The 23,279-nt window shown below is 42.9% G+C and carries 25 protein-coding genes; 10 read left to right on the top strand and 15 right to left on the bottom strand.

All coding sequences use genetic code 11. The features are described from left to right. Positions 1–139: 139 nt before the first annotated feature. Both D104_RS21755 and D104_RS21750 read left to right on the top strand, forming a co-directional pair. A complete protein-coding gene (locus tag D104_RS21755) occupies positions 140–1,453 on the top strand; it encodes an alpha/beta fold hydrolase (protein WP_024022760.1) in 1,314 nt (437 codons plus the stop codon). A 92-nt stretch (positions 1,454–1,545) separates the two neighbouring features. Then, entirely contained in the window at positions 1,546–2,079 is a 534-nt protein-coding gene (locus tag D104_RS21750; protein WP_024022759.1) for a glutathione peroxidase, read from the top strand. A gap of 46 nt (positions 2,080–2,125) precedes the next feature. Here the strand turns inward: D104_RS21750 and D104_RS21745 are convergent, their stop codons facing one another. From D104_RS21745 to D104_RS21735, 3 genes are all read right to left on the bottom strand, one after another. After that, on the bottom strand, positions 2,126–2,860 hold the full coding sequence (locus D104_RS21745; RefSeq protein ID WP_024022758.1) for a hypothetical protein: 735 nt from the start codon (positions 2,858–2,860) through the stop codon (positions 2,126–2,128). Between the two features lie 103 nt (positions 2,861–2,963). After that, positions 2,964–4,277 (bottom strand): YjiH family protein, encoded by a 1,314-nt coding sequence (locus D104_RS21740; RefSeq protein ID WP_031214444.1) that lies wholly within the window; start codon positions 4,275–4,277, stop codon positions 2,964–2,966. A gap of 289 nt (positions 4,278–4,566) precedes the next feature. Continuing rightward, positions 4,567–5,676, bottom strand: coding sequence for a tRNA-queuosine alpha-mannosyltransferase domain-containing protein (locus D104_RS21735; protein ID WP_024022756.1), 1,110 nt, complete (start codon positions 5,674–5,676; stop codon positions 4,567–4,569). 120 nt (positions 5,677–5,796) lie between these two features. Here D104_RS21735 and D104_RS21730 point away from each other — a divergent pair, with 120 nt between their 5' ends. After that, a complete protein-coding gene (locus D104_RS21730) occupies positions 5,797–6,540 on the top strand; it encodes a dienelactone hydrolase family protein (protein WP_024022755.1) in 744 nt (247 codons plus the stop codon). 33 nt (positions 6,541–6,573) lie between these two features. Here D104_RS21730 and D104_RS21725 read toward each other — a convergent pair whose 3' ends face one another. Further along, a complete protein-coding gene (locus D104_RS21725; protein WP_024022754.1) occupies positions 6,574–7,128 on the bottom strand; it encodes a YaeQ family protein in 555 nt (184 codons plus the stop codon). A gap of 437 nt (positions 7,129–7,565) precedes the next feature. On the opposite strand from D104_RS21725, the gene D104_RS21720 reads away from it, so the two are divergent. After that, positions 7,566–7,781, top strand: coding sequence for a DUF1127 domain-containing protein (locus tag D104_RS21720; RefSeq protein ID WP_024022753.1), 216 nt, complete (start codon positions 7,566–7,568; stop codon positions 7,779–7,781). A 112-nt stretch (positions 7,782–7,893) separates the two neighbouring features. Here the strand turns inward: D104_RS21720 and D104_RS21715 are convergent, their stop codons facing one another. Continuing rightward, positions 7,894–8,352, bottom strand: coding sequence for a S24 family peptidase (locus D104_RS21715; protein WP_024022752.1), 459 nt, complete (start codon positions 8,350–8,352; stop codon positions 7,894–7,896). 290 nt (positions 8,353–8,642) lie between these two features. Here D104_RS21715 and D104_RS21710 point away from each other — a divergent pair, with 290 nt between their 5' ends. Further along, complete coding sequence (locus D104_RS21710; RefSeq protein ID WP_024022751.1) at positions 8,643–10,268, top strand: alpha-amylase family glycosyl hydrolase; 1,626 nt, start codon at positions 8,643–8,645, stop codon at positions 10,266–10,268. 102 nt (positions 10,269–10,370) lie between these two features. On the opposite strand, the gene D104_RS21705 is transcribed toward D104_RS21710, so the two are convergent. Together D104_RS21705 and D104_RS21700 are read right to left on the bottom strand one after the other, a co-directional pair. Next, positions 10,371–11,432, bottom strand: a complete 1,062-nt coding sequence (locus tag D104_RS21705) for an AI-2E family transporter (protein WP_024022750.1) — start codon at positions 11,430–11,432, stop codon at positions 10,371–10,373. Between the two features lie 12 nt (positions 11,433–11,444). After that, positions 11,445–11,690 (bottom strand): sulfurtransferase TusA family protein, encoded by a 246-nt coding sequence (locus D104_RS21700; RefSeq protein WP_031214443.1) that lies wholly within the window; start codon positions 11,688–11,690, stop codon positions 11,445–11,447. Positions 11,691–11,738: 48 nt separating this feature from the next. On the opposite strand from D104_RS21700, the gene D104_RS21695 reads away from it, so the two are divergent. Next, on the top strand, positions 11,739–13,160 hold the full coding sequence (locus D104_RS21695; protein WP_024022748.1) for a M48 family metallopeptidase: 1,422 nt from the start codon (positions 11,739–11,741) through the stop codon (positions 13,158–13,160). A gap of 74 nt (positions 13,161–13,234) precedes the next feature. On the opposite strand, the gene D104_RS21690 is transcribed toward D104_RS21695, so the two are convergent. The 4 genes from D104_RS21690 to D104_RS21675 all read right to left on the bottom strand — a co-directional run bounded on the left by D104_RS21690 (position 13,235) and on the right by D104_RS21675 (position 14,882). Next, entirely contained in the window at positions 13,235–13,516 is a 282-nt protein-coding gene (locus D104_RS21690; protein ID WP_024022747.1) for a hypothetical protein, read from the bottom strand. 46 nt (positions 13,517–13,562) lie between these two features. After that, on the bottom strand, positions 13,563–13,835 hold the full coding sequence (locus tag D104_RS21685; RefSeq protein WP_024022746.1) for a hypothetical protein: 273 nt from the start codon (positions 13,833–13,835) through the stop codon (positions 13,563–13,565). A 446-nt stretch (positions 13,836–14,281) separates the two neighbouring features. Next, a complete protein-coding gene (locus tag D104_RS21680; RefSeq protein ID WP_024022745.1) occupies positions 14,282–14,563 on the bottom strand; it encodes a hypothetical protein in 282 nt (93 codons plus the stop codon). Between the two features lie 46 nt (positions 14,564–14,609). After that, positions 14,610–14,882: a hypothetical protein gene (locus D104_RS21675; protein WP_024022744.1), complete on the bottom strand. Its 273-nt coding sequence runs from the start codon at positions 14,880–14,882 to the stop codon at positions 14,610–14,612. Positions 14,883–15,197: 315 nt separating this feature from the next. Between D104_RS21675 and D104_RS21670 the strand changes: the two genes are divergently transcribed. Continuing rightward, positions 15,198–16,445 (top strand): tyrosine-type recombinase/integrase, encoded by a 1,248-nt coding sequence (locus D104_RS21670; RefSeq protein WP_024022743.1) that lies wholly within the window; start codon positions 15,198–15,200, stop codon positions 16,443–16,445. Positions 16,446–16,475: 30 nt separating this feature from the next. On the opposite strand, the gene D104_RS21665 is transcribed toward D104_RS21670, so the two are convergent. From D104_RS21665 to moaC, 3 genes are read right to left on the bottom strand one after another with little or no spacing between them, the layout of a single operon-like run. Beyond that, the gene (locus tag D104_RS21665) at positions 16,476–16,925 is read right to left on the bottom strand and encodes a molybdenum cofactor biosynthesis protein MoaE (RefSeq protein WP_024022742.1); all 450 of its coding nucleotides are present in this window, start codon (positions 16,923–16,925) and stop codon (positions 16,476–16,478) included. After that, positions 16,926–17,180: a MoaD/ThiS family protein gene (locus tag D104_RS21660; RefSeq protein WP_024022741.1), complete on the bottom strand. Its 255-nt coding sequence runs from the start codon at positions 17,178–17,180 to the stop codon at positions 16,926–16,928. Then, positions 17,173–17,655: a cyclic pyranopterin monophosphate synthase MoaC gene (moaC, locus tag D104_RS21655; protein ID WP_024022740.1), complete on the bottom strand. Its 483-nt coding sequence runs from the start codon at positions 17,653–17,655 to the stop codon at positions 17,173–17,175. Before moaC ends, D104_RS21660 begins: the two co-directional genes overlap by 8 nt. Before the next feature lie 156 nt (positions 17,656–17,811). Between moaC and D104_RS21650 the strand changes: the two genes are divergently transcribed. The 3 genes from D104_RS21650 to trmJ are packed head-to-tail and all read left to right on the top strand — an operon-like array spanning position 17,812 to position 22,519. Continuing rightward, entirely contained in the window at positions 17,812–20,316 is a 2,505-nt protein-coding gene (locus tag D104_RS21650; protein WP_024022739.1) for an EAL domain-containing protein, read from the top strand. A 52-nt stretch (positions 20,317–20,368) separates the two neighbouring features. Continuing rightward, positions 20,369–21,682: a J domain-containing protein gene (locus tag D104_RS21645; RefSeq protein ID WP_024022738.1), complete on the top strand. Its 1,314-nt coding sequence runs from the start codon at positions 20,369–20,371 to the stop codon at positions 21,680–21,682. A gap of 54 nt (positions 21,683–21,736) precedes the next feature. Continuing rightward, on the top strand, positions 21,737–22,519 hold the full coding sequence (gene trmJ, locus D104_RS21640) for a tRNA (cytosine(32)/uridine(32)-2'-O)-methyltransferase TrmJ (protein ID WP_024022737.1): 783 nt from the start codon (positions 21,737–21,739) through the stop codon (positions 22,517–22,519). Positions 22,520–22,597: 78 nt separating this feature from the next. Here the strand turns inward: trmJ and efpL are convergent, their stop codons facing one another. Next, on the bottom strand, positions 22,598–23,170 hold the full coding sequence (gene efpL / locus D104_RS21635; RefSeq protein ID WP_024022736.1) for an elongation factor P-like protein EfpL: 573 nt from the start codon (positions 23,168–23,170) through the stop codon (positions 22,598–22,600). Between the last annotated feature and the right edge of the window lie 109 nt (positions 23,171–23,279).

The following is a 23,279-nucleotide window of genomic DNA, read 5'->3' as shown; positions in this document are numbered from 1 at the left end:
GGAACAAAAGCCATGCTCTCAGGCGTAAGAACGATTCAAGCTTGTTTATTCGTAAGCCCAAAAACCACCTAGAACATTCTGTAAATATGCTAAAGTGCTAGGCAATATCCACGCGTGACACGTTAGCATTGGGAACAGAATGAAAGCGACAAATCAAGAATACAAAATGAAAGGCTTGCTCATTAATGATTATGAGTTGGCGGTGCCATTAGATTGGCAATCACCTAGCAATGGCAAAACCATCACACTTTTTGCGCGTGAAGTCGTGAGTTTGGATCGTGTCGATGACGACTTGCCCTTACTGTTGTTTTTACAAGGCGGCCCTGGTGGGAAATCCCCTCGCCCTATGCCCGATTCTTTGCCTTGGATGGTCGAAGCACTAAAAACACACCGTGTTATTTTGATCGATCAACGTGGTACAGGCCGCAGCAGTCGTGTTGATAAACATCTGATTAGTAAACTGTCTGCTGAAGAAGGCCGAGATTATCTGCTTAAATTCCGTGCCGACAGTATTGTGGCGGATTGCGAGCACCTTCGTAAAACGGTTTATGCAGGTCGTTTATTTGAAACATTGGGTCAAAGTTATGGTGGTTTTATTACCCTCGCGTATTTATCCCAAGCGCCAGAAGGTCTTGCTGCTTGTTATATCACAGGAGGGCTTGTTGGTTTAGGAGCATCGGCACACGATGTTTATCAGCTAACGTATCAGAGCGTGATAGAAAAGAATCAAAACTATTATGCTCGTTACCCTGATGACGCTAAGACCATGGCGAAAATCGCCGACTGCCTGACCACCAGCAACGTGTTTTTACCAGACGGGGACCCACTGACGCTAGAGCGATTCCAAAGCATTGGCATTTTGTTAGGTATGGGGCCGGGTATCGATCAAGTCCACTGGCTCATTGATGAAGCGTTTGCCGGCAGCGATAAAAGCCAACTCAGCGACACTTTTTTAGAGCAAGTCATGCAAATCACCAGCTACCACGAAGGCCCTCTTTTTGCGGCCATTCATGAGAGCATTTATGGCCTACCGAACCAGAGCACAAGCTGGGCGGCACACGATATTCGTGAACAGTTTAATGAGTTTGATGCCTCTCATTCTCCTATTATGCTTACGGGCGAAATGATGTATCCGTGGATGTTCGGGCAAATTGCGTCGTTACGCCCTTTTGCTGGTGCAGCTCATGCGCTTGCAGATTACCAAGACTACGCGCCACTTTATGACATGACCAAACTCGCTAACAACACAGTACCGGTTGTCGCGGCGGTGTATCACAATGACATGTATGTACCGCGCGAGTTTTCGTTGAAAACCGCGGAGCAAGTTGGCAATACTCAAGTCTGGATTACCAACCGTTATGAGCACGATGGCGTTCGTCAATCGTCTGAAGTTTTTTGCGCGCTACGTCAGCTGCTTTTGGATCAAGGTGGTCCTTTGAAAAACTCGGTCTAAGTAAGCCGCCCTGTTGTGCAATTGTTCCACATTTAATAGCAAGGCAAAGTACTAAGATCACAAGATTACACAAATCAATAAGGAGCGTTTTTATGAGTCACCCACTGAACATGACCGTTAACAACATTCAAGGCGACAGTGTTGATCTGTCTGCTTACCAAGGTAAAACGACGCTGATTGTGAATGTCGCCTCTAAATGCGGCTTAACACCACAATACGAAGGTTTGGAAGGGTTGTACAAAAAATACAACGAGCAAGGTTTAGAAATTCTTGGCTTCCCCGCGAACGATTTCGCAGGACAAGAACCTGGCAGCAATGAAGATATTCAGCAATTTTGTAGCCTAACGTACGATGTTACTTTTCCAATGTTCAGCAAAATTGTTGTGACTGGTGAAGACAAGCATCCTTTATACAAAGGCTTGATTGCAGCGGCACCAGTAACACCAAACAGGGAAGCCATGGTAACTATGCTGGCTGGCCATAAAATCGAAGCGACCAAGGCGCCAGAAGTCGTTTGGAACTTTGAAAAGTTTTTAATCACAAAAGAAGGCAAGGTCGAGCGCTTTTCGCCTGATGTAGCACCTGAAAACGAAGCGCTTGTGTCTGCCATTAAGGCCGATCTATAAGCTTTTAAAAAAAGAGTAACTATTCTAATAGTTACTCTTTTTCGATTTATAAGCGTTTAAACTGCCTAAGCGATTTCATTCGTCGCCATTTTTTACTATTCAGTTTTTTATAAATCCACAGACAACCAATATCGAAACCGAAGTAAAAAACACCGATGCCGCTCGGCGGATTACTACTGCTAATGAAAGAAACAATCGAAAACCACGTATCAGGCCACTCCCAGCATTGGTAATAAGTACCGAGCAATTCTAAATACACCACCATGAAATACATGATGAGAAAGAACAATTCGTTGCCCGTTTTTTTCTTAAGTAAAAGTACGATAACCAAAGTACAAACCAAGCCCAATACATCTTGGTCAAACAACAACCACAGACTCGAATAGGCAATCATTCCCCAATACAAAACAAAGACAAGGTGTGATTTATTCCGCTGTATCAATTTCTCCTTTTGGATATAAAACACTGCTGCGTAAACCAAACTGTGACCAAAAGGAACATAGAAAGGCACGTTTTCTAAACGGTATTCGTACATACCCAACACAATCGAAAACACCACCTCCCCCAAATACGCTAAACCGACGCCATACAACATGAGCTTTTTGATTTTGCGTGTGACACGGAAATACACCCAAGCAAAACACAGCAACACCAAGCCATTGGTCAACCATTGGCCGTATTGAATTCGCTCAGACAATGCTTCGCTATCAAGAAACAACCCAAGCCAAAGTGTCAGGAGAACAGGAAGATAAATGGATTTATGTTGAAGCGTTGACATCATGAAGGCACTAAAAGGTAGAGTGTAACGAACAGTCTGGATCAGAAGTAAAACACCAATATACCGTGTTTTACTTCTGAATTCTCAAGCTAATCTAACACTCTAGTTATTGAACGAATTGCTCGGCCCAAAACGCAACAGGCGAGGCGATTAAAATAGTCAAAGCCACACGTTGGTACCAAACGATTAGCATTTGTTTAATGTTCAACGGGATCTCTGTTGATAGGATGCAAGGAATCGATGCTGAAAAGAATAGAATCGAGGAAATAGACACCACACCAACAACAAACTTCACCACAAACACACTTTTGGCCGCGATAAGGGCTGGTAAGAACATCTCCGCCAAGCCCGTTGCCGATGCTGTGGCGACCATCATTGGGTCTGGCAATTGAGCTAACCACGCGAATGGGTAAAACAAATACCCTATCCATTCAAAAATTGGCGTGTATTTCGCTAATAACAAACCACACAAACCAACCGACATGATAGAAGGCAAGATGCTCATCGCCATCAACATGCCTTCTTTGATGTTTTTAACAATGTTTCGAGTAATGGGCTCGGCATGACTGGCAACATCCAATCCTTCTAACATGGCTTGCTGAAAACGAGAATGCTCGAACACTTCCGTTTCACGATACTCGGCCGTGTCGTCCATTTTACTCAATGGAAATAAACGTACCGTGATGGCCGTCACCACGAAGGTAATCAATAACGTGGCCCAGAAAAATACGTTCCAAACCTCCATCAAACCAAGCGTTTTCGCCACAATCACCATGAATGTCGCCGACACCGTCGAAAATCCCGTTGCGATAATCGCCGCTTCTTTCGCGGAATACTGACCCGATTTATACACTCGGTTGGTAATCAACAAACCAATTGAATAACTGCCTACAAACGAAGCAACTGCGTCAATAGCTGACTTGCCCGGTGTTTTAAACAAAGGCTTCATAATAGGCTGTAAAAGCACGCCGGCAAATTCTAGCAAACCATAACCAATCAGGAAGGCTAAAAACACAGCACCAATAGGAACAATCAAACCAACAGGAACAACCAATTTACTGAACAAGAAAGGCAACATGTCTTTTTCGAATAAGAAAGCCGGTCCGACGGATAGAAACGCCATCACAGCCGTAACAACGCCCAATACTTTAAATAGAGATAAAACGGTCTGCGTTTTACTTATCCGCCACTTCCCCGTCATGAAGGGATACGCGCCACCGGCAAGCACAGCCAAAACAGCGTAGATTTCTGCCGCTTGGGCAAAATCTTTTCTTAGCCATGAAACAATATGATCCAGCGGAATCGTCTCTTTACCACCAATATCAATTGGAATAAAAAAGAAGAAAATACCGATACAGCTGTACACGATGAGTTTGAGTAACGCGAGTGGTGAAACGCTTTTTGAGTTTATAGCATTCATATTGCGACTTCCTTTGAAGAAATTATTAATCACCATCTTAAAAGCAACACACATGCCAACATGTATATACATATATGTCGATCATATGAAAGCCGTTTTTCCGTTGTGATTAATACGTGTTTATTTTTATTTTTTAACGTCGACACCGCGAGAATCGCACATAAAAAGCGCAAAATAAAGCCTTGTGCGCTAATTCGACACAAACCAAACATAATAAGAAAGGCAATGTAGCCGAGGAAGTCACATCTTTAGATGTTGCATAGAAACACAACTTGTCTATACATAATATTTAGCTGAGCTGTGTTTTAATCAAAGCATCATACCGCGGCAACAGCGTGTCCGATAAATAAGACTGGACCGTCGGGGCGTTTGCGTCATTTGCCAGCAATGTAACAATGAGATCAACGGCGGAAGCGGCTTCGGAAGATCTATTTTTAAGGTCACTTGTGTACAAATAATGGTCACCAAAAAGGTCTGGATAAACTTGTCGATTTGGCAAGACGGGCACGCACCCCATGGCAACGGCTTCCAACACCGCAATCCCCTGAAATTCATGCAATGCAGTAGACAGTACAAAGTCGGCATTCGCCAAAAAAGCCAAGTAATCGGTACGACTTTCCGCGAAGCCAAATTGCGTAATGCGGTGTGAAAAACGGGATTGTATTTGCTCAAACTCTTTTGGTGTGGATCGGAACTGCTCACCAAGAATGTCGATTTCATAAGTCAGTTCACGGCGCTCTAATTCTTCTAAAATGGCCAATAATCGATCCGGTCCTTTGTCGAATTCCCAACGTGCAGACCAAACCAGCTTAATGGGGCGTGTTTTTTCGCTGGCGTTTACTGGGCTCGCTTTTTCTTTTATGGCTAACAACGGAATGTCCAACGGAACCGGCAAGACACGCGCTTTTTCTTCGGTATCGATTAACCAATCTGGCGAAACGTAGTCTGGGAGTTTTTTCAGTAACGCGCGCGCACCATCGAAAAAAGAGTCTTTATTGAACTGACTGTTAAACACACACACGTTGGCTGCTAACGCACTGTACAAGGTTACCATTTGCATTTCGATCAAACCTTGCTGCTTATCGCTGGCGGGATACGCGAATTGATTCTCATGGAAATACAGCAACCACGGGATATTTTGTAAGTCGGGACAGAAGGCTTTTAAACCGACGCAATCCGTCATAGACGTGGCAATCACCAAGTCATAGGGCTGCTCTAATATTGATTTAAACTTAGGGTCGAACGCAAAACTCATGGCGTTACCACGAATGCGCCACGCAAAATGCCGAGCAGGCAGTGACAAATAAGACCAGCGGTGTTCACTTAGGCCATTCATTAACGTGTTCGCCCAAGCTTTATGGCTGCTTGCTTCGTAAGCGCTGATCAATAAAATTCGCACGGATTTTTTTTTCTCGTCTGTTTAGTATTGGTGTTTGTGTCTATTTAACATTTGCGACTGGCTCATCGGACTTGGGTCGAATATCATGTAGGAAAATTACAAATTGCTTTAAGGAAAACCATGATCATCCAACGACACGATCAAGATATTAACACGCCAACTGGCGTCATGCGCTGCACTGTTTACCGTCCTGAAGCGGAAGGTCGCTTTCCTTGTATCTTCTTTTATTCTGAAATTTTCCAACAAACAGCACCCATAGCGCGCTCTGCGGCCATTATGGCGGGTCACGGTTTTGTGGTGATTGTGCCAGAAGTCTTCCATGAGCTTAACCCTATTGGCACGGTGTTAGGTTACGATGACGCAGGCAAAGACAAAGGCAACGCGGACAAATTTACGAAAACATTGGAAGCGCATGACAGCGACACTGTCGCGATGATCGGTTATTTCGATCAGGAAGAATACTGCACAGGGCAATTTGGTGCGATGGGTGTTTGCTTAGGCGGCCATTTGGCGTATCGAGCGGCATTGAATCCTTGCATTCAATCAACCTTCTGCCTTTATGCAACCGACATTCATTCCAACACAATTCCTTGCGAAGAAGGCAATGACTCCTTCACTCGAACCGAGGACATTCAAGGGGAATTGGTGATGGTATGGGGCAAGCAAGATCCGCATGTTTCTACCGAAGGTCGTCAGAAAATTTACCAACAATTAATCGACACGGATCGCTTATTTACATGGCATGAATTTAACGGCCAACACGCCTTCATGCGTGACGAAGGCGATCGTTACGACCCAGCCCTCGCCCTAGAATGCTACAACAAAGCCGTGGCCTTTTTTCAGCGAACACTTCATAAAGCTTAATGTTATTGGCCCAATACCCTGTGCGATGTGTGCTTATTGCTCGCCTCGCCACATGGGTGTTAATTGGCACTCGCCTAGCTCACCAGAAATCCACATTTCGTTGTCTTGAATCGTCACGTTCAATTGCATAGAACGCGTACAGATTTTCGCCAAGGCTTGCACTTGAGATTCAGGAAATTGCAATACGCGCATGTTGTTAAAACGGCTGTTCTTGCCTTTGTTCTGTTCCCACCAAATGTCGGATTTGTCATTGTAATTTACGACAACGACTTGTTGAGCTCGACCGCATGCTTTGCGCAGGCGTTTTTCATCTGGCTGACCTAATTCCACCCAAAGTAACACTTCATCAGAATAATTTTTTTGCCATAAATCTGGCTCATCTTCGGTGCTAATGCCTTTGGTAAAACTCAATTGTTCGCCGCCTTCTTTTTCGTCTGCCAATAAAGCAAAAGCCGCTAAGCGAACCATCATGCGCTCTTCGGTTTCAGAAGGGTGTAACGCCAAGGTCAAGTCATAACCTTGGTAATGATTTCGGTCCATATCGGACACTTGAACCGATGCTTTATACACTGTTGCTTTTGTCGCCATGGGTCACTTACTACACTTATTAAATACAAGAAAAGGACAAATAAATTCGCGACGAATTGTACAGTAAAATACGCGCACAATATCATCACGTACCCCTGTTTTTTCTCAGCGCCATAAAAAAATCCAGTCAGCCATAAAACAATTGGTTCTTTTCATATAATTAATTGACATAGCCAACTAATAAAGGAAGAATCAAGTGGCTCAACGAGCAAAAATTACACAATTGAATTCCAAACAAAGATTAAGGAGAAGCCACATGAACACATCCATTATGAATCATATTGCTTCTTCGTTGACGACTTGTTATTCACGAGTACGCTCAACTTTGTCCACGCGTTCAATGCCTGTGTAATACACCATTGACCGCGGAATTTACGCGGTCACCTCTGTTAAAACCTCGTAAGTTCCGCCAAAAAACATTAATTTGGAGAACACTTATGAGTATCATTGCCCTATTCAATGCCGCTAAAGAATATTTCGAAAACCGTCGAACCAACCAAATATTTCGTCAGCTTGACGATCATTATTTAAAAGACATTGGTTTTCATCGTGATAACGGACACATTCGTCCATTGGCTGGTAACAAAGACATTGAGAATGAAGTAAAAGGAAACACTCAAATCCCGCCGGGAGAACAACCGAGCGACGGGTAATTTGATCGTCACGTTTAGAGGACTCTAAAGTGACGGTAAAATACGAGGCCTGATGGCCCAACACGCCTTTCATTATTTAGTAATGAAAGGCGTTTTTTTGCGGTGTAAAACGCTATTCTCCACGGTCCAACTGACGAACCACACTGGTGACTACACCAAACACTTCCAAACTAGACGCTTCTGACTCGACAACCGGAGCCGCCTTTGCGGAATACGCTTTGTTTTTCGGGCGAAGCAACACATCTGGCTTTAACGTCAAAATCATGACCGACATTTTCCCATGCTCGTAAGCAATCACTATGTCACCATGACGTGCCGTTAAAGAACGGTCTGCCACCAACACATCCCCAGATTGAATATCAACAGACTCTATTGGCTCACCTTGAGCACGCATAAAAAAAGTCGATGTGGGGTTTTGAACACATAAAGTATTTAGATCCAATGCTTTGTCTTTGGATGACTTATTACTTAAAGGGGTAGGTTCAGTTAACTCTGAATTAAGAGGAATTAGAACACTGTTTGCCGCAATAAAAGCAGAAGACTCTGAAGAGCCAAGGTACGAAACGCGCATATAAAAACACTCTAACTGTATATTCGTACAGTATGATTTAAACAATTCAAATTACCTAGTAAAGTTTAGTAAAAATCCTAAAATTTACTAAGTTGTTAAATCATAACATATTTTTATTGAAAGCATTCGAATGATAGAAGTGTAAAACGTCACTTTTTTCTAAGAGAGAGTGTTTCTTTTTGGCTAAGTTTATGAGTTAAAAACGCAATCATTTGACTAGTTCAACAACAGCAACTTATTATCTGAATTTAGGAGTTCAAACTAAATACTTCTTATATAGCGAGGCATACATGACTGACGAACTAGAATGGTGGCGCGGTGCGGTAATTTATCAAGTTTATCCTCGCAGTTTTTTCGATTCAAACAACGATGGCATTGGTGATTTGCCCGGTGTGACAGCGAAAATGGATTACATTGCCTCATTAGGAGTTGATGCCATTTGGTTGTCGCCTTTTTTCACCTCGCCCATGAAGGATTTTGGCTACGATGTCTCAGATTACTGCGATGTCGATCCTATTTTTGGCACACTAAACGATTTCGATCAGCTCATTGAATCTGCACACAAACATGGCCTAAAAGTCATGATTGACCAAGTACTTAACCACAGTTCCGATCAACACCCATGGTTTGTAGAGTCTCGTCAAAATCATGATAACGACAAAGCAGATTGGTACATTTGGGCTGACGCTAAACCCGATGGCACCGTTCCCAATAACTGGCTGTCGGTATTTGGTGGTCCAGCATGGCGCTGGGACAGTCGGCGAAGACAGTATTATTTGCATAATTTTTTGGACAGTCAGCCCGATTTGAATTTTCATAATCCAGACGTCGTTGATGCATTACTAAATACCGTCGAATTTTGGTTAACGCGAGGTGTCGATGGCTTTAGGTTAGACACCGCAAATTATTATTATCACGATACCGAATTACGGGATAATCCTCCGAAAAAAGACGTCGTAGAAGGCAGTATTGGGGTTCGCCTAGACAATCCTTATGCTTATCAATTCCACATATACGATAAATCCCGTCCTGAGAACATTCCGTTTTTGCAGCGCTTAAGGCGCTTGCTCGATGAATATCGAAATACCACCACCGTCGGTGAAGTCGGATGTGATTTTTCACTAGAAACCATGGCCGCTTACACTCAAGGGAACGACAAGCTTCACATGTGTTATTCGTTCGATTTACTAACACACGATTCCTCGATGAATCATATCCGTGAAACAATGGAAACCATTGAAGCAGGATTAGGTGATGGCTGGCCATGTTGGTCAATTGGGAATCATGATGTTGAACGAGTAGCAACGCGTTGGGGAAAAAACCATGACACGGCCGCCAAAAGCAAAATATACATGGCCATGCTATTAACATTGCGTGGCAGCGTGTGTTTATACCAAGGAGAAGAATTAGGGCTTATTGAAGCGGAACTATCATTTGACCAATTAGTAGACCCTTTCGGTATTGCTTTTTGGCCAGAGTTTAAAGGCAGGGATGGTTGTCGAACCCCCCTTCCATGGACGAATGAGGCATTAGGTGGTTTTACGGAATCCGCCCAACCTTGGCTACCCATTGCAGAAGAACAGCGCGCCCTTGCAGTCAGTGAACAAGAATGGAATCGCCACTCCGTTTTACATGCTTATAGAGATTTCTTACATGTTAGACGCAATCATCCTGAACTGCGACATGGCGAAATCGAGTTCTTATACAACGATGAAACAACGCTCACCTTTTTACGTCGTTTTAAGGGCAAATGTCTTTATGTCGCAATCAACACGGCAAACCAAGATAAAATATTTCCCGTGGAGTTATCGTTGCTCGCATTAACCTTGCCAGAAGCCATTCAAAGCGGCTATGTAGACGGTAATACCGTCGTCCTTCCCTCATACAGTATTTTACTCGCCACGGTTTCTTGCTAAATAAAAATGCCCGCTTTTAACCATGTAAAAGCGGGCATTTTGATCATTATCTTATTTTATTTATCGTGAAAGGCTGTAACGCTCAACCACAACACCTTGACTCTATTGCGCCAGCTGCTCTTGATTAGGCCACGCATTAATAATGGCTTTCACTAAGGTCGCTAAAGGAATCGCAAAAAAGATCCCCCAAAAGCCCCATATTCCACCAAAAAATAACACAGCAACAATAATTGCCAGTGGATGCAAGTTCACGGCTTCTGAAAACAGCAGCGGCACTAATACATTGCCATCTAATGCTTGAACAATTAAGTACGCGACAACAACATAGATAAATTCACTCTGAGTTCCATACTGATAGAATGCCACCAACACCACAGGAATGGTGACGGCAGCGGCACCAATATAAGGTATCAACACTGAAAGCCCCACTAACAAGGCTAACAATTCTGCATACTTCAACCCAAAAGCGATAAAAACAATGTAGGTTACTGCACCCACAACCAGCATTTCAATAAACTTCCCACGTATATAGTTTGCGATTTGATCATTCATTTCATGAGCAATATTTCGCATCATCCTTCTTTCTTTTGGGAGCCAAGAGGTCAAATAGCTTAGAATTCGTTCTTGGTCTTTTAGCAAAAAAAACATAACTAGAGGCACTAACACCAAATAAATAACCAATGAAAACAAAGAAGGAATACTCGATAAAGAAAATGACACTAACCATTGTCCAAGATTAGCAGACTCATTTGCTAATGAATTTGTTAGTTCATTTATAGCCGATTGACTCACCAATTCACTGTGCCCATCTGCGAACTGCTGCACCTCGTCTCGAATGACAGTAAACATTCGCGGGACATCTTGCACAAAGCGAACCGCTTGACGCCAAATAATGGGCACCATCACACCAATGAACACACCGCATGCGCTCAAGAACGTAAAAAAGACGAGAAACACAGACAATACATGCCCAAGTCCGAGCCGTTGTAATCGATCCACAAGACCTTGTAAAAGAAAAGCCAAGACAATCGCAATCAATATAGGCGCTAAGATTCCCCCCCAAAAGACCAGAACACAAAGGGTCGCAATCAAAAAGAGAAGAAAGACAACCACTTCTTCATTTGAAAAATAGCGTTTAATCAGCGTATCAACAATTTTAAACATATCGAGTCCGTGTTAACTTTTTTGAATTACAAAGGTATAAACATCGCCATCTTCGCGCTTTAACAGCAAAGAAAGCCCAACCAAAGCAACGTATTGAGGAATATCTTTTAACGAGCCTGCGTCACATGTTGTAACACATAAACACTCGCCTACTGCCATTTTACTTAACGCCATTTTGGTCTTAAGCAAAGGCATTGGGCAGCGATCTTCTCTTGCATCCAAGATTACGTCATACTGATCGCCTTTATTGATCGTCATTTTATAATTTACCCGATGCTTTTTTAACAAATGAATATTTGCCATATTATGAGACTATTTTTAAACGTTACAACCAGCTTAAGCATCTTAGCTGTTGTTTTTACAAGCACTTTCACGAACTTAGCTCATGCTAGCATTCCCGATCTTGAAGCGAATAAAGACGAAAGAGCACTTTCTAATCCATCCTACATACTTGGACAATATTGGTTTAGGAAGCTGAATGGAAGCCGAGCATTGATCGATTTTCCACCGGCGTACGATTACCTAAAAGAAGCGCTATCTTACATTCTTCCTCAAACGGACCTCTATAATACAACCGTTGAAATGACGCTATTGAACAGTTCTCAGAGCAATGCCTTTGTCATTCCTGGCAACCACCTTTTTATCTATTCCGATATCATGGAGATGATCACCAGTGAAGACATGCTATTCGGTTTACTTTCTCATGAAGTTGCCCATTTAGACCTTCGACATTATGAACGACAAACAAAACATTCGGGCGAAGAACTCCAAAAAACCCTGGTCATGCTCGGAGCCGGCATCGCTGCGGCATTAGCCGGTGCAGGTTCCGATGCGACGACCGCACTTTGGTTGGGCGGGATAGCAAATCAAGCAGAAAATACGCTAACCTACAGCCGAAATCAGGAATTAGAAGCAGATCGCCGTGGACGAGAATATTTGAGCAACGCTGGCATTGCGCCAGAAGGCATGACAAAACTGTTTCAAGCTTTCTTCAAGCAAGCATTAGGCAGACCAAAACTGGAGTTTTTATCCACTCACCCGCTCCCGAACTCACGCTTATCGGATTCTTTTAGTACGGACGCAAAAGAAACTATCTTGAATAACCTGACAGAAAGTAACTTTGATTATTTTAGGGCAACCTTACTTGCCTATCGAGCGGGATTAGAAGACAGACCTTATACTTATCTGGATCAAAAAATACAAAACAACGACGCAAAGAACTTTGCAAAAGCCTTGTTTTCCTATCTTGTTCAGTCTCCAGAGCGCTCGCTTTCCTTTTTAGGTAAATTAGAGTCACGCAATCAATTTACAGATTACCTACAAGCATTAAGCTATACCGCATTGGGTCAAACAGATGAAGGGATCAGTATTATTAATAATCAACTCGACATTGCCCCTAGAAGCATTTTGTTTTCCACGCTGCATGCACAGCTCACCCAATCAAAGCCCATTAACATTTCGTCGAATTATCTTTATGAGCAACGTTTAATTTGGCGTGCAAACATCCAATATTTTCAATCCAGAAGTAACTTGCCTATGGCATTGAACTATCGAGCACTGCTGGATTTTAGCCAAGGAAAAGACAAAACCGCACAGTATTTAATTAAAAGAGCGGAAAGTGAAGCCGCTGATAATGACAAAGCCGCGATTAAGAACACAGCGTCGTGGTTTAAGGTTATTAAAGAGGCGGAAAAACAAGAGGATTTGGACGAAGAAAAAGGGAATTAAAAAATAGGCAATAAAAAAATAGGCAATAAAAAGCCAAACTTATCGTTTGGCTTTTTATTGACATGCAATCAGCATTATTCCGCTGATTGTGCGTGCAAGGTATCAAACTGATTCTGCAGTTCAGCATGCTTAGCATTGTATACAGATACTTTCTGGTCTGCCGTATAAACACCGTTCAAATTCACACTGGAATCAACATCGGCCCCCATGTTTTCAAGGGTCACAGCCAACGCTTCAACACTACCTTTGGCACTTTGAATGCGGTCAGTCGAACTTTCACCAGAAGCGGCAAACGCACTTGTTGTCATCACAGATGCTGCCAATAGCGCTAAAATAGTTTTGTTAAATTTATTCATGATTGAATCCGTAATTTTAAAATTTTACAGGACGGTTTAAAGGGTTTTATTCAGCTGAGTGAGCGTGTAAAGCATCAAACTGGCTTTGTAGCTCAGCGTGCTTAGCAGAATAAACCGCTTCCTTTTGATCAAAGGTATACGCACCGTTTAAGTTAACGCTGGTATCAACTGACGCGCCCATATTTTCAAGCGTTACACCTAATGCTTCTACACCACCTTTTGCGCTCTGAACACGTTCAGTTCCGGTTTCAGCAAAAGCAGCGGTTGTCATTCCGGATGCGGTTAATAGCGTTAGAGCCGTTTTAATAAAAGTTTTCATGAGGGTCTCCTTCAGAGATTTAAGTTGTAATAAATCGCTATTCGTAACGTCTGAAGAAGCTGTTTCGCTTTGGTTTAGTTATAATAGCCTTTTATTTAAAATAAAAAAGGCTTCAACCACGGCTTTCACCTTCTTTCCAAATATGGCCAGACAAACAACATTTATAATAAAAATCACATAAATCAAGACAAAAACTAAAAACACAACTTAATTTCTGATAATAACGATCAACCCTATTGATTAACAGATAGCATTCATCACAACTTATTCTTAATAACTCATTTCCATCAATAAAATAACACTCAATAGAAAACAAAATATAAAAAATACTCTTTAAAATAATTTGAAGAAAAAAGGCGGGGGGGATTAAGAAGGGTTTTCAAGGAAGGGTAAAAACAAAAAAGCCAAACAAGGCGTTTGGCTTTTTTATAGACATGCTATCCGCATTATTCTGCTGTTTGTGCGTGCAATGCATCAAATTGAGTTTGAAGCTCTGCGTGCTTAGCATTGTAACGAGAAACTTTCTGATCAGCAGTGTAAGCGCCTTTCAAGTTTACGCTAGTGTCAACGTTTGCGCCCATGTTTTCAAGCGTGACAGCAAGTGCTTCTACACTGCCCTTAGCACTTTGAATGCGGTCTGTTGAGCTTTCATCAGATGACGCGAACGCACTTGTTGTCATTACAGATGCTGCCAATAGTGCTAAAATAGTTTTGTTAAATTTATTCATTATTGAATCCTTAATTTTAAAATTTTACAGTACGGCTTAAAGGGCTTTACTCAGCTGATTGAGCGTGGAAAGCATCAAACTGGCTTTGTAGCTCAGCGTGCTTTGCAGAATAAACCGCTTCTTTTTGATCGAATGTATATGCACCATTTAAATTAACGCTTGTGTCAACGGTTGCGCCCATATTTTCAAGTGTTATACCTAATGCTTCTACACCGCCTTTTGCACTCTGAACACGTTCAGTTCCGGTTTCAGCAAAAGCAGCGGTTGTCATTACGGATACAGTTAATAGTGTTAGAGCCGTTTTAGTAAAATTTTTCATGAGTATCTCCTTCAGAGATTTAAGTTTTAATAAGTCGCGACGCTTAACGTCTTAATAAGATGTTTCGCTTTGGTTTAGTTATAATAGTCTTTTATTGAAAATAAAAAAGACGACAAGCGATGCTTCCACCTTCTTTCCAAATACGATGTAATTGGCATCACTTTGAATGAAAATCACACAGAAAGAGTAGAAAACTAAATAAATAAGGACATAAGAAGCAAAAGTGACCAAATCAAGAAAGTACGTACTTTAAAAGCGGTAGGGATACAGAGAAAAATTTGCTAATCTACGCTCTCTGTTTGGATATGACATATTATGACGCCTCTTGCCTTGATAGATAATTTAGATCATCTACCCAATCCGTTTACTCAGTTCGACGGAATCGCTTCACATTTAGCCAAAAACACCCCTCAGCTAAAGGACCCAGAGTACCGACGCGATCTTCAACTGGCTTTATGCTTCATTTATAGTTACAACGGCTCTCAAGCTACCTTTAACTCCTACCGTCGAGAAGTTGAGCGACTGTTGCTATGGTCCTGGAATGTAGCAAATTGTCCTTCAACCCAGTTACGCCGTGATCAAATTGAAGAATTTATTCATTTTTGTGTCGCTCCGCCAGAGCAATGGATAGGCACCAAAAATGTAGCTCGTTTTAAATTACACATGGGCGAGAGAGTCGCGAACAAAGAATGGCGACCTTTTGTCGCACACGTCAGTAAACTTGAGTTTAAAAATGGCGACGTCCCCAAAACAAAACAGCATTCATTATCTCAAGCGGCCATTCGGGCCACCTTTTCTATACTGTCGTCTTATTATGGTTTTCTGATGCAAGAAGACGCCGTGCAACAAAACCCAGTGGCATTAATTCGACAAAAAAGTAAGTTCGTTAAAAAAGAGGTAACTCGGAAACAAGTAAGACGAATTTCTAACTTGCAGTGGGATTACGTGATCGAAACCGCTGAAATGTTGGCGGAAGAAGAGCCTGCGCATCATGAACGTACCTTATTTATTATGAATGCGTTACTTGGTATGTATTTACGAATTTCGGAATTGGTCGCGGATGAAAGATCAGCGCCTGTCATGGGCGATTTTATCAAAGATTCTGATGGCCACTGGTGGTTTAAAGTCCTCTCGAAAGGCAATAAAGAGCGATTGGTGGCGGTCTCCGATGACATGCTCAATGCGTTGACTCGATATCGTCGTTTTCGTGACCTCCCCGTGCTACCAACCATTGCAGAAAGTACGCCCTTGGTACCCAAAAATCGAGGTCAAGGCGCCATGACCAGCTCGCGCCAAGTGAGAAATATCGTACAACTATGTTTTGATAAAGCGTACGAACGCATGTGCGAAGATGGTATGCGGGCCGATGCAGACGATTTACGCGTTGCAACCGTTCACTGGTTACGCCACACGGGTATATCGGAAGACGTGAAAACCAGACCGAAAGAACACGTTAGAGAAGATGCAGGTCATGCCAGCATGGCAACAACCGATAAGTACATAGATACGGAATACCGAGAACGTCACGCCAGTGGTCGAAAGAAAACCCTACGACCACATTAAGGCGCAAATACGAGCCGTGCTCCAATCGATTTATTTCGACCAGCGCACAAGGCTCTCTTCATCATCGTCTTTCGCTTCAACCCAATGGCTTTCTGAGCCTTGGGATTCTTTTTTCCAAAAAGCAGCCCGGCTTTTTAAATAATCCATAATAAAGTCGCATGCTTGAAACGCTTCAGCGCGATGTGACGCACTGACGCCAACAAAGACAATTTGATCATCAACGGACAAACGCCCAACCCGATGAACGACACACACATCCAGTAAAGGCCAACGTGTGTTCGCCTCGTCTACGATGGCTTGCAAATTACGTTCAGTCATTCCTGGGTAATGCTCAAGCTCAAAACTGCATGATTCGTTTGGTATATCCGAGAACTGCCTAACCAATCCGACAAACATCGCAACGGCGCCTGTTTGATTTGCTTTCAATAAACCTTTATACAAATCATCGACACTAAAATCTTCGTGCTGAACGCGTATCATCTAGCCTCCTGTCACCGGTGGAAAAAATGCTACCTCTTTCACCGTTTCGGGAATTGTGTCTGTGTCACGGCTAAATTCAAAATCAATGGACGATTGAATTCCGCTTTCTAAGAGCTTCTTTCCATCCTTCAACTCTTCTGCCAACTGCTGTTTTAATTCTCCAATGGTCAACGGAAAATTCAGTGTCATTTGAAAAGTACTTTGCCCAATCGACTCTTTTAAAGAAGCAAAAAACACCACATTTACCTTAGACATGGTCACTGCTCCAATCGCCACTTTTTCCGCCTTTTTTCTCAAGCAGCGCCACATTTTGAATCACTATGCCTTTGTCCACGGCTTTGCACATGTCATACAGGGTCAGAGCGGCAATACTAGCACCAGTCAGCGCTTCCATTTCCACACCGGTTTTACCCGCCAAAGAACAAGTACACAGTACTTCGATTTCTCGCTCGCTGATGGTATTAATATCGACGGTGACTTTGGTCAACATCAGCGGGTGGCACAAGGGTATCAAATCGGATGTTTTTTTCGCCGCTTGAATGCCAGCAATGCGCGCTGTTGCCAACACATCTCCTTTTGGCAAACCGCCTTCGATTATTTTAGTTAATGTGGATGCTTGCATTAACAACACCGCTCGCGCAGTCGCGGTTCGTTTCGTAATCTCTTTATTTGAGACATCCACCATATGCGCATGGCCTTGATGGTCTAAATGGGTCAGCTTATCGCTCATATAATTCTCAATCATTATACATATACTAAAAATGTCGCCTATATTTTAAGAAAGTTTACACGATTGCAAGCCAAGCCGTTTGAATAGCCTTAGAAATATTCTTGTTGGTTGGTGTTTTGGCCGTTTTAATCGACTTACCTACAAGGGTTGTCTTGAATGATGTTTAGGCGTGTGTTTTTTGTATTACTCACATTATTGGTGTACTCACAAAGTGCATTCTCTCTGGTGGTCGCAGAGACGACACTTGGTGAATTACCCACGTTTAAAGAAACCGCTTCCACGTCTCCACATGACATTCTTTTAAACGCAGAATTTAAACAAAGCCTCTATCGTGAATCACAAGATTTTGCCACACCTGCTTATTGGCATAAATTGGTCTTTCCAAAAGCAATCTCACCATCCAGCGCCCCTAGCCTTGTGCTTGGGATGAATTATTATGTCATTGAACACCTAGATTTTTATCTCTTCCATGGGGACCAATTGCACGCACATTGGACAAGAGGCGCATTGCAAGACTGGCAAGGAGACACTGATCACTACGACGGAATATGGATCCCCATCACATTATCAAACGATGCAAGCACCACGCTCTTAATACGCAAGCAAGGGAACAGCCCACTTCTGACACCATTCAAACTTTTAAGTAACCAAGAAGCGGCAAATCAAAAAGAAAACAAATTACTTTTTTGGGTGTTTGTCATCAGCAGTTTGCTCATTTTACTCACGCATAACTTTTTTGTTTTTATCCTGCTGCGTCAACCCGGCTTTGTGTATTACCTCTGTCTCAACGTGGTGGTTTTGGTTGCTTTATCCGTAATAACAGGATTTAGCCGATGGATATTCTCCGAAACAATAAGCCAATGGATCATACAAAACCTGTTTACCATTTTTGGCCTTGGCACATGGATTCTCTATCGGTTCAGCGTACAGTTTCTCAAAGAAGTGAACATTCCCTCGCCTCATTCTCTTATTTATAAATACGGCGATGCCGTTTTTATTCTCTTTTTAATATTAACTCAACTTATACCGGTCAAAGCCTCTGCGTCCCTTTTTGCCGCCATCGAAGCCTTCTTACTTATCACGTGCAGTTACTGGGGAATACAGGCGTATAAAAAAGGCTTTATTGCCGTGCGCTTTTATTTATTCTCTTGGTTTGTGCTCATGGCAGGCAGTATTCTTAACACGTTCATTTTTTGGAAGATTTTGCCCATCAATCTCTTTACCGAATCTATTTTTCCGATTAGCAGCCTCTTACAACTGCTTGGCTTTGCCTTCGCTTTTGCAGACAAAGCCAACCACATAGAGCATAAACGTCAATTACAAGCACTGACCGACATAGCAACCGGTTTACCAAATCGCACATATTACTTTGACCGTTTGCCAGAAGAGATAAATCAAATAGGGAAAAATCACCCAAAACTGGCGTTAATCATGATTGAATTAACCAGTCACCTCAAAATCAGCCAAGCATTTGGGCCCGCTAAAGCAGATTCAGCGTTATGCGAAGTCATTCTTAACATTCATCAAGAAGCCATTAAGATGGACGGAATTCTCCCTTTGCCGCTGCCAAATAAAAAACAGAAAAAATTGATTCGTTTCACCGCTAAAAACATTGTCCTAATCAGTACAACACCTGATTTAATCAAACAACAAATCCAGCACATACAGAAAACACTCGATCAGCCCACGATTGTCGACAAAGTGCTGTTTCGCCATCAATACAAAATTGGCAGTGCTCTTTATCCATCTCAAGGTGGCAATCTCGATAAGCTTTATCAAAATGTCCTTATCGCAAGTAACTCTGTCACTTACTCCTCAGGACATTGGGCGCCTTTTACCAGCAAACTAAAAAGTAACCATGCGCACCAACTGCGCTTAATAACCCTGCTAACAGACGATATTAGACAAGAAAAATTGTATTTCGAAATCCAGCCACAAATCCATTTAGCGGATAATCGAATTGTGGGCGGCGAGATTTTGATACGGTGGCACAATGAGCATTTAGGGCAAGTGTCCCCTGCTGAGTTCATCCCTTTGGCGGAACAAACGGGACTTATTTATAAGCTGACCGACATGTTGCTTGAAAAAGTCTTTCAGTGGTCATCCTCCAACCCATCGGCACTGACAGCTCAAACGTTATCCATCAACATTTCAGCGCTCGACCTTGTGCAAGAAGATTTCTCAGAACGAGTAGAAAACCTGCTGCATCGACACAATTTGCCCGCCAATAAATTCACCATAGAAATAACAGAAACCAGCATTTTCCAAAACAGCGCCATTGTGGATCATAATGTTAAAAAATTGCACAGCGCTGGATTCAAACTTGCGATCGACGATTTTGGTGTGGGCTACAGTTCAATGCAAAACCTGGTATCGCTCGCCACGGATGAGCTCAAAATAGACCAATTTTTTGTTATGAATTTAATAGCAGACTCTCAAAGCCAAACATTATGCCGAAGCATGATTAACCTGAGCAAAGAATTGAACATCATCAGCGTCGCAGAAGGCATTGAATCGGAAGAGGTTTTAAAATTACTGCAAGCATGGCAATGCCAAGTGGGACAGGGCTATCACTTGCATCGTCCTATGTCTCCAGCGAAATACCTCATGCTTTTAGAGGAAAAAGATCAGCCTTTGTCACCACCGACAAATCGTGCATAATGGATTAAGTCATTCATTCACCTTGTAAAATACGGTTAACATCTAACATCGCATGAGCCTAATAGACGATTATCAGTTGCTGGAAATACCCACCAATGCCAGCGAGCAGGAAGCAAAAACCGCCTTTAGGCGTTTGGCTAGGCGCTATCATCCAGACAAAAACCCAGACACCGACACAACAGAGCTTTTTCAGAGCCTACAAGCCGCTTATGAAAACGTCACCAATGCGATACGACAAGGTGCGCAAGTAAACGACTGGAAGCCTTTCAGCTTTACCAAAGAAAACACACAAAGCAGTCAAGCCAACAACCGCTATACGCAAACATCGAGCGCGACCGACAAAGAACAAGAAGCGTTTATTAAAGAGCGGCAGCGCGCTTACGAAGAAATGAAACGCAACAATGCACATCAAGAAAAAGCCCGTAATGACGCGATTAAATCGGCACGAAACACATTGAACGAAAAGCGTGTAAAAGCCTTGTATGAAGAAGCTTATAAAGCCTCTAAAAACTTCACCTCTCAAGGTTACAGCTACAGCGATAACCCAAAGTATGACCAATCAGATATACCGCCCTATCAGTCTTTTGTCGATGATGAAGAGAGTGACTATGCGCCGCCGCACTACCACGCGCCATACGATAAAGAACCAATAAGCCAACCGATTCGGCTGGACGCAGCAAAAGCCGCCTTTCGCGCCGCTACGTATATTGCTGTTTTTGCCGCTGGCATTTACAGCACGCTGTATTGGCAGTCCTTTGAACAAGAAACCACCGTTACCGCACAAGAAAGCCGCTATATCAGTGGGTTATACCCTCAGTTTCGTGTTGGATTAAGCCACACATTAGAAAATACAACGCTTTATGCAGAACCGGATTTATCCAGTGTAATTTTACAAAACATCCCCGGAAAATCGGACCTGAATAGTATTAAATTACAAGGCGATTGGCTTACCGTGCGTTATCAAGGAATGAACGGTTGGGTACAAGCTAAAAACATTGGTTTTGGCAACGTCCAAAAAGCCACCCAAACAGGCTGCATTGGCCAACCGGGCATTGCACCGCAACATGGCGAGTTGATTGGCCAAGCCGAAGGCACTAGCCGCCTTCGAATTCTAAATCAGCTACCAGAACACAGCCTGCTGACATTTGAATCCTACGATGGACAAGCGCCCTTTTCTGTCTACTTATATGGAAAGCAAGCCTACGCGGCCAACTTCATTCCAAGAGGAAGCTATCGATTGGTGTTAGAGACAGGATCCCTGTATCATCACGCCTGCAATCAATTCCTCTTTAACGACACAACCAAAGTCATCTTAGACAAGGTCGATTTCGCCAGCACCGAGCAATCCCTCACGCTGAAGCCATAATCTGACCATTGACAAAAGGCTAAGAGACAACCAAACCTGAGTACTTCACACGCTATGCTAAGTAACATCCGAATCGTCTTAATCAACACCTTCCACCCTGGTAACGTTGGCGCCATTGCCCGCGCCATGAAAAACATGGGATTAACCAACCTCTATTTGGTTGATCCAAATGATTATCCTTCAGAAGAAGCCACCAGCCGAGCCGCTGGTGCTGTCGACCTTCTTGAAAACGCCACCATTGTGCCAACGTTAGAAGACGCCATTGCAGACTGTAGCCTTGTGATCGGTACCAGCGCGCGTCATCGCACGTTTCAATTGCCCATCATGAACGCCAGAGAATGCGCCGAAAGCGTGATTCCAGAAGCGGTGGATCATAATGTCGCCATCGTTTTTGGCCGAGAAACAACAGGCTTATTAAACGAGGAAATCGCTCAATGCCATCGCCAAGTTTACATTGATGCCAATGACGAATACCCTGTGCTTAATATTTCACAAGCCGTACAGATCGTTGCTTATGAAATCTGGATGGCCAATCAGAATAAAGGTTTCCAGCAGAAAGAAACATCGGAATACCCGCGCAAGAAAGACATGGATCTTTTCTACGAGCATTTAGAAGAAACGCTTTATGGCATTAACTTTGTGATTCGCAGCCATCCGGGCAAAGTGCTGGATAAGCTGCATCGGTTCTTCAACCGATCCCGTCCAGAGAAACAAGAATTGGGTATTTTACGAGGCGTATTAGCGGCAGTGCAAAGAGAAGCTGGGTTGACCGAAGCCAATAATCACCCCGAGAAAAAAGTAAAAGACGCATTAAAAGAAAACGCTAAAAAAGAATAATGTCACGTTTCAAGCCACAAAAAACGCAGCCTGTTGGCTGCGTTTTTATTTAAAACAAAAAAGCGTTAATCTAACGTGTTATTTTTCGGCACGTCCTGCAAACTTACGCTCTTCCACATTGACCTTAATACGGTCACCTGTCGAAATATGTTCTGGCACTTGAACCACCGCACCGGTAGAAAGCGTCGCTGGTTTGTTACGAGATGTCGCAGAAGCGCCTTTGATGGAAGGATCGGTCTCAATCACTTCAAGCTCAACGTTGGTTGGTAATTCAACCGCAACAGGTGCGTCGTTTACCAAAACTACTTGAATGCCCGTAGTTTCTTCATTGATGAACAGAATTTCATCTTCAATCGCGGATTTGTTCAAGGAGTAAGGCGTGTAGTCTTCACTGTCCATGAACACGTATTCATCGCCATCTGAATAAGAAAACATAGCAGGACGACGAATAAGATCCGCAAGATTGATCATGTCTGAATCTTTGAACGACTCATCCAACTTACGCCCTGACACAACATCGTACATACGCATGCGGTAAATACTTCCGCCTGCTCGACCTTGTGGAACAGATCGCTCGATGTCTCTTACGATGTATGTTTTACCGTCGTAGTCGACAGCCATATTTCTTTTGATTTCACTAGCCTTAGGCATTTTTTCTCGTCCTAAAAATAACGTGTTATAAAATCGATACTGTTTGTAATTCGATCGTGATGCTAATCGACTTCGTGAAAAACCGCCAGAACAAAAAGCGTATTGATAA

This window comes from Marinomonas profundimaris (genome assembly GCF_000508165.1).
Classification (GTDB): domain Bacteria; phylum Pseudomonadota; class Gammaproteobacteria; order Pseudomonadales; family Marinomonadaceae; genus Marinomonas; species Marinomonas profundimaris.
Note: the sequence above shows the minus strand (reverse complement) of the source record. Positions and strands in the feature narration are given on the sequence as shown.

Excerpts from the sequence above, each read along its gene's own strand:
- D104_RS21755 (WP_024022760.1), top strand. The coding sequence starts at position 140 with ATGAAAGCGACAAATCAAGAATACAAAATGAAAGGCTTGCTCATTAAT.
- D104_RS21750 (WP_024022759.1), top strand. The coding sequence starts at position 1,546 with ATGAGTCACCCACTGAACATGACCGTTAACAACATTCAAGGCGACAGT.
- D104_RS21745 (WP_024022758.1), bottom strand. The coding sequence starts at position 2,860 with ATGATGTCAACGCTTCAACATAAATCCATTTATCTTCCTGTTCTCCTG.
- D104_RS21740 (WP_031214444.1), bottom strand. The coding sequence starts at position 4,277 with ATGAATGCTATAAACTCAAAAAGCGTTTCACCACTCGCGTTACTCAAA.
- D104_RS21730 (WP_024022755.1), top strand. The coding sequence starts at position 5,797 with ATGATCATCCAACGACACGATCAAGATATTAACACGCCAACTGGCGTC.
- D104_RS21725 (WP_024022754.1), bottom strand. The coding sequence starts at position 7,128 with ATGGCGACAAAAGCAACAGTGTATAAAGCATCGGTTCAAGTGTCCGAT.
- D104_RS21720 (WP_024022753.1), top strand. The coding sequence starts at position 7,566 with ATGAGTATCATTGCCCTATTCAATGCCGCTAAAGAATATTTCGAAAAC.
- D104_RS21715 (WP_024022752.1), bottom strand. The coding sequence starts at position 8,352 with ATGCGCGTTTCGTACCTTGGCTCTTCAGAGTCTTCTGCTTTTATTGCG.
- D104_RS21710 (WP_024022751.1), top strand. The coding sequence starts at position 8,643 with ATGACTGACGAACTAGAATGGTGGCGCGGTGCGGTAATTTATCAAGTT.
- D104_RS21705 (WP_024022750.1), bottom strand. The coding sequence starts at position 11,432 with ATGTTTAAAATTGTTGATACGCTGATTAAACGCTATTTTTCAAATGAA.
- D104_RS21700 (WP_031214443.1), bottom strand. The coding sequence starts at position 11,690 with ATGACGATCAATAAAGGCGATCAGTATGACGTAATCTTGGATGCAAGA.
- D104_RS21695 (WP_024022748.1), top strand. The coding sequence starts at position 11,739 with ATGAGACTATTTTTAAACGTTACAACCAGCTTAAGCATCTTAGCTGTT.
- D104_RS21690 (WP_024022747.1), bottom strand. The coding sequence starts at position 13,516 with ATGAATAAATTTAACAAAACTATTTTAGCGCTATTGGCAGCATCTGTG.
- D104_RS21685 (WP_024022746.1), bottom strand. The coding sequence starts at position 13,835 with ATGAAAACTTTTATTAAAACGGCTCTAACGCTATTAACCGCATCCGGA.
- D104_RS21680 (WP_024022745.1), bottom strand. The coding sequence starts at position 14,563 with ATGAATAAATTTAACAAAACTATTTTAGCACTATTGGCAGCATCTGTA.
- D104_RS21675 (WP_024022744.1), bottom strand. The coding sequence starts at position 14,882 with ATGAAAAATTTTACTAAAACGGCTCTAACACTATTAACTGTATCCGTA.
- D104_RS21670 (WP_024022743.1), top strand. The coding sequence starts at position 15,198 with ATGACGCCTCTTGCCTTGATAGATAATTTAGATCATCTACCCAATCCG.
- D104_RS21665 (WP_024022742.1), bottom strand. The coding sequence starts at position 16,925 with ATGATACGCGTTCAGCACGAAGATTTTAGTGTCGATGATTTGTATAAA.
- D104_RS21660 (WP_024022741.1), bottom strand. The coding sequence starts at position 17,180 with ATGTCTAAGGTAAATGTGGTGTTTTTTGCTTCTTTAAAAGAGTCGATT.
- moaC (WP_024022740.1), bottom strand. The coding sequence starts at position 17,655 with ATGAGCGATAAGCTGACCCATTTAGACCATCAAGGCCATGCGCATATG.
- D104_RS21650 (WP_024022739.1), top strand. The coding sequence starts at position 17,812 with ATGATGTTTAGGCGTGTGTTTTTTGTATTACTCACATTATTGGTGTAC.
- D104_RS21645 (WP_024022738.1), top strand. The coding sequence starts at position 20,369 with ATGAGCCTAATAGACGATTATCAGTTGCTGGAAATACCCACCAATGCC.
- trmJ (WP_024022737.1), top strand. The coding sequence starts at position 21,737 with ATGCTAAGTAACATCCGAATCGTCTTAATCAACACCTTCCACCCTGGT.
- efpL (WP_024022736.1), bottom strand. The coding sequence starts at position 23,170 with ATGCCTAAGGCTAGTGAAATCAAAAGAAATATGGCTGTCGACTACGAC.